General features: G+C 48.4%; 6 protein-coding genes. 3 read left to right on the plus strand and 3 right to left on the minus strand.

Annotated elements, in window-relative coordinates:
- The 3 genes from WBV75_RS13615 to WBV75_RS13625 form a co-directional block, all read left to right on the plus strand.
- A partial coding sequence (locus WBV75_RS13615; protein WP_424121130.1) for a gliding motility lipoprotein GldB occupies positions 1-806 on the plus strand: 806 nt, incomplete at its 5' end.
- A 1-nt stretch (position 807) separates the two neighbouring features.
- Positions 808-1,155, plus strand: coding sequence for a gliding motility protein GldC (gldC, locus tag WBV75_RS13620; protein WP_424121131.1), 348 nt, complete (start codon positions 808-810; stop codon positions 1,153-1,155).
- A gap of 56 nt (positions 1,156-1,211) precedes the next feature.
- The gene (locus tag WBV75_RS13625) at positions 1,212-2,531 is read left to right on the plus strand and encodes an ATP-dependent 6-phosphofructokinase (RefSeq protein WP_424121132.1); all 1,320 of its coding nucleotides are present in this window, start codon (positions 1,212-1,214) and stop codon (positions 2,529-2,531) included.
- Positions 2,532-2,582: 51 nt separating this feature from the next.
- Here the strand turns inward: WBV75_RS13625 and glgP are convergent, their stop codons facing one another.
- The 3 genes from glgP to WBV75_RS13640 form a co-directional block, all read right to left on the minus strand.
- A complete protein-coding gene (glgP, locus tag WBV75_RS13630; RefSeq protein WP_424121133.1) occupies positions 2,583-4,232 on the minus strand; it encodes an alpha-glucan family phosphorylase in 1,650 nt (549 codons plus the stop codon).
- A 154-nt stretch (positions 4,233-4,386) separates the two neighbouring features.
- The gene (locus tag WBV75_RS13635) at positions 4,387-5,166 is read right to left on the minus strand and encodes a universal stress protein (RefSeq protein ID WP_424121134.1); all 780 of its coding nucleotides are present in this window, start codon (positions 5,164-5,166) and stop codon (positions 4,387-4,389) included.
- Positions 5,167-5,266: 100 nt separating this feature from the next.
- Positions 5,267-5,419, minus strand: a complete 153-nt coding sequence (locus tag WBV75_RS13640; protein WP_424121135.1) for a hypothetical protein — start codon at positions 5,417-5,419, stop codon at positions 5,267-5,269.

Here is a 5,419-nt window from a genome sequence, read left to right on the forward strand (position 1 = left end):
CCCTTAAAAGTTCATACCCCTATTTGTTTCCAGAGCAGTTTCCAGATTCGGTTTGGATACAAACGATGTCCGATACGCTGCAACAGCAACTCAGAAAAGAGGTCAAGGCCTCATTTCCCGACTTTGAACCCTATGAAACCGAGCTGGAGCTATTTTTTAAACACGTGGCCTATTATTTTCCGCAGGCTCCCCTACCTGAAACGGTGCTGACCATTACCTCCAATGTGGACTACAAAAACAAAGTGATTTTAACAGATTCACTGCTTGTTATAGGACTGGATAATTACCTGGGGCCGGATCATAAATTTTACGAGGGTCTTCCAAATTTTGTAGCGAAAGAACTCGACGCGGCGTTTATGATCACTGATGTTGCTGATGACTTTTGTGAAAACGCAGTCCCCCGGCCGACAGACCGAAGTTTTCTCGCGCAGATGGTCCATTGCGGAAAGGGATTGTATTTGAAAGATAAACTGATGCCTCTGGCGGCGGATTCCGTTAAAATCAAATATACAGCTGCAGAAATGCAATGGGCCAGAGATAACGAAAATCAGGTATGGAGATATTTTATCGAACGGGAACTGCTCTACAGTACGGATAAAAAACTGGAGCCGCGCTTTCTGCAGCCGGCGCCCTTTAGTAAATTCGGTTTGGTTCTGGATAACGAATCTCCCGGGCGTATCGGGCAGTATATCGGATGGCAAATTGTGCGGTCCTTTATGGAACAAAACGAAATGGAATTGCGGGAACTCCTTGCCATTCCCGAAGAAGAACTCTTTAGGGAGTCGAACTATAAACCGCGAAAGTAATATGTCAAAAAATCTACACTCCTCGGAAATCAGCCTGAAAGTAACCCTGGATGAAAACAGGGTCCCGGAGGGGCTTACCTGGTCTGCTGAGGATGGGGGTATCGAAAACCAGGAGGCCAGAGCCATGCTGCTTTCAGTTTGGGACCACGCCAACAAAGAATCCCTGAAAATTGACCTCTGGACCAAAGACATGCCCCTGGATGAGATGAAGGTTTTCTTTCACCAAACCCTGGTCGCTATGTCCGATACGTTTTTGAAGGCCACCCAGGATGAAAAAATGACCGCGACCATGCGGGATTTCTGTGATTATTTCGCCGAAAAACTGGAATTGGGTGGTGCGGATTCCTGAGAGGGCACGCCTCTCTGTTCTCATGTTTCAGTTTTTTCCTATAAGAAGGTTTATCTATGAAAAAAGATCCATTTAAAATACATACCCTGGGCTCTGCTGAGCGTTTATCTCCTTTGCCATTGAGCAGCAATAAGGGCGATAAGCTTTTTAATTTTGTCACGGATTCTCAGAAAATCGTCTTTAAAACGGGTCTGGATGCCTATAACCAGGCCCTGAATGCAGGTACGCAGCCGCTCTGTGTCGAGAAGGCCGGCCCGCGAAAAAAAGTATTTTTCAATCCGGAAAATACGACGGCCGCCATTGTGACCTGCGGGGGGTTATGCCCGGGCATCAACAATGTGATCCGAAGCCTGGTCATGGGCCTGCACTATTTTTACGGAGTCCCCAGAATCATTGGTATTCCTTATGGATATCAGGGTCTGGGACCTGAAAACACCCATCCCTATCACGAGCTTACCCCAGATAAGGTGAGGGATATTCATCAATTTGGCGGGACCATCCTGGGCTCATCCAGGGGGGGGCAGGAACCCTCCGACATCGTGGACACCCTGGTGCGCCTCGGGATAGATATGCTCTTTACTATTGGAGGTGACGGAACCTTAAAAGGATGTGAGGCCATCGGACGGGAAATTGAGAGCCGGGGGTTGAATATCTCCGTGATCGGAATTCCCAAAACCATTGACAATGATATTGACCTGATCGATAAGTCATTCGGTTTTGAAACGGCCTACGATGTAGCTTCCCCGATTGTCAGGGATGCCCATAATGAGGCTAAGGGAGCTTACAACGGAATTGCTATCGTTAAATTGATGGGGAGGGACAGTGGCTTTATCGCTGCTTCGGCCGCGATGGCTATGCCTGAGGTGAATTTTTTATTGGTCCCGGAATTGCCCTTTCAACTGGAAGGTGAAAATGGATTGCTGGATTTACTCGAGCGCAGGTTAAAGGCCAAGCACCATGCGGTGATTGTGGTGGCCGAAGGTGCCGGTCAGCATCTGATCAAAAGTGATGCTGAGATTCGCGATGCCTCGGGAAATATCAAGCACAAGGATATCGGGGTTTTTCTAAACGCCGAAATCGCGGCACACTTTAAAGCACAGAAGACCGAAGTGACCATTAAGTATATCGACCCCAGTTATATCATCCGCTCAGCACCCGCGAATGCCAGTGACAGTATCTTCTGTAATCGACTGGCCTATCAGGCTGTACACGGAGCCATGGCGGGTAAAACCCGGTTTGTGGTTGGGCTCTTGAACAACCAGTTGGTGTATCTGCCGATCGAGGAGGTCGTGCAGCACCGGAAGAAGATAGATCTCGAGGGGGAATTGTGGTTCGCGGCCCTGCAGAGCACCGGACAACCCTTTACGATCGGTTAGGCCCGGTAAAGTCCGGGAAAGACCCGGGCGCAGTCGCTAAGCCTTCAAGACCTAGTCTTTATAAAGTGCTGTGTAATACTGTTCCGCCATTCGATGACTGGAAAATTGAGGATCTACGGCAGACTTGCCCTCAAAGACGAGTTCCATCCACCGCTTGGGATCCTGGTAATACATGGGCAGGACTTCGTTCTCCAGCATGCTGTATAAATGCTGACTGTCCAGTTCGTCCTGCACGGATATAGGCTGGCCGGGGTCGACAGAAGGCAGTACAAAGGCATTCTTACCGTGTTCGGCGAATTCCGGAATCCACCCGTCATTGACCGACAGGTTCAAAGAACCATTCATCGCTGCGGTCATCCCACTCGTTCCAGAGGCTTCCCGTGTAATCCTGGGAGTGTTCAACCAGATATCCGACCCGCATTTCAGGGCACGGGACAAGGCAATTTCGTATCCGGTGAGTACCGCCAGGTGGGGTGAATTTGCGCTGACTTCCACCAGGCGGTTAAAGGTGTTGATGGCATTGAAATCTTTGGGAAAGGGCTTCCCGGACCAAATGATCTGAAGAGGTTGTCCCGGCCTTTGGAAGAGTCTCAGAAATCTTTGAAAATCGTACAACAACAGGTCGGGTCGTTTATAGGCAGCAAAGCGACGCGCCCAAACCACTGTCAGCACATCCGGATCCATAAGGGTGCCCGTCTGGTTGAGGACTTCTTTAAAGAGTAGTTTTTTTAACTCCTTTTTCCGATTCTGGAAAGCACGCACTTTGTTTTGGCTAAAGGCTTTTTGAAGGGTTTTATCCGTCCAGAAACCAGGGTGTTGGGCATTGGTTATATGTGAAATTTTAGAATCCAGGCCGAATGGCTTCCACATGCCCCGGGCTACTTCTCCGTGCAGGCTTGAAACCGCATTGGCCTTCTTTGCCAGGCGCAGGGCCGATACCGTATAATTAAGGCCATCCCCAACCAATTCCTTCTGGAGTTCAGGCCCCGAAAGGGTCCGTCCGAAGAATCCTCGGGAATTCAGGTGATATCCATTTCGGACGACGTTACCGCCCTGTTCAGGGGTATGGGTGGTAAAAACGAATTGGGAAGGGTCTATTCCATTATGCTTCAGATGGTAGAAGGCGGGAAGGGCATGCCCTTCATTTAGATGGTATTTTTCGGCTCCGCCCAGAGCCTGGACCACTTTAGCTCCACCAATACCAAGGACCATATTTTGGGATATACGCGTCTCTTCATTGGAGTCGTATAAATTGTCTGTGATTGTCTGGGAGAGGTAATCGTTTTCGGGCAGGTCGGTAGAAAGCAGATAGAGAGGAACGGTGCCGAAGACTTCAGGTTTGAGGACGTACGCCCGTACACGGACATTCGGATTTCCCCCAATGGTGATGCCCACTTCTATGCCGGTATCCTCCAGAAAACTGTATCGTTTTTGGATCCTGCGTGCGATCATGGTCCCGTCTTCTGCCCGCTGCTGGTCGTAATACCCGTATTTCCATAGAATACCCACCCCAATCATGTTCTGTTTCAGGTCATATCCGGAACGCAGGTGGGACCCGGCCAGAAATCCAAGGCCGCCTGAATAAATCTTCAGGCCCTGATCAATTCCGAATTCCATACTGAAATACGCAACCCGCTTATTGTACTTTCGCGCGGGCTTATAGGGATGGTGCCAGGTGGCATAGTCAGAGGATGTACTCATTTTTTACTTGGGGTTAAAACGAGCCCAAAATACATATTATTTAAGTAGTCGGCGCAGTCATCAGGGTCAAAAAGTCTGAAATCACGACAAAGGCATTCGCAAGGCTACATTAGTCCAGGTACCCTTTTGTGAAAGGCTTGTAGCTGAAACGATCTTAATGCTCAATGGCGAGCAGGGGGGTTTTGGATTGCTGGGCCAGGATTCGTGTAAGGCGGCCTTCAGAAGGTGTACCTTTCTTGACGTGATTGTTGGGGAAAATAGCAACCATGTCAATGTCGTGGGCTTCTATATAGTCAAAGATTCCTTCGACGACATCTTTGTGTTTTATATAGACATGGTGGGAATAGAAGGATTCCAGGTAGTATTCCAAAAGATGTTCATTGCGCTCTTCCTCTTCGGAATACCCATAATTTTTAGATTCTCCCGCGATTGTAAGCACTGTGACAGAGGCGTTGAACCTTCGGGAGATTTGTAACAGGGTGTGTAATAAATTCGGATCGTCTATCTCATTATGGCCCAGGACCAGGGCTATACGGGAAAGCTTGAAATCTTCGACGGTTCCGGCAGGGACTACCAAAACAGGGAATTCGGCCTTGAGTACCATTTCTGCCGTTTTGGTATTCGCATTTTCCTCAGTTGAGCCTGAGGTACCCATGATGACCATATCCACCTTTTCTTCCACACACTTCTCCAAAAGGCCCTTGACGGAGCCGGGTATCAATTGTGTCCAGGTGATTTTTCCCTGAAAGGCCCTGGAAAGCTGATCGGTAATCTTTTTTTTACCCTTTTCGAAAAGTTCCGGGTCTTCTGCCTCTGAGATCAAACAAAACCGCAGATCCACACCTGGGCGGGAAGAGGCAAAATCTATGGCGTATGTAACTCCGTATTCGGAAGCTTTTGAAAAATCATAAGGTACCAGGATCGTCTTATTCATTTGGAAAAGGGAGTCTGCGTTAAATTCAGAGGTAAATCTAACGCTCCAAAGTAAGAAATGACATGATAAAACTCATTTTTTCATCTTAAAACCTGCGGCTTCAATTTGAAAAGGGTACCTCCATCAATAAAATCCTGCTGTCTTCCTCTATGTGGAATTCGATAGTGTCAAAATCCCAAAGCCCAAGGGCGTCGCGGCGCTCCAGCGTTTCACCCCCTATCGTGGCTTTGCCTTCCAGGACAAAAATATACAG

Source organism: Robiginitalea sp., assembly GCF_049588695.1.
GTDB lineage: Bacteria > Bacteroidota > Bacteroidia > Flavobacteriales > Flavobacteriaceae > Robiginitalea.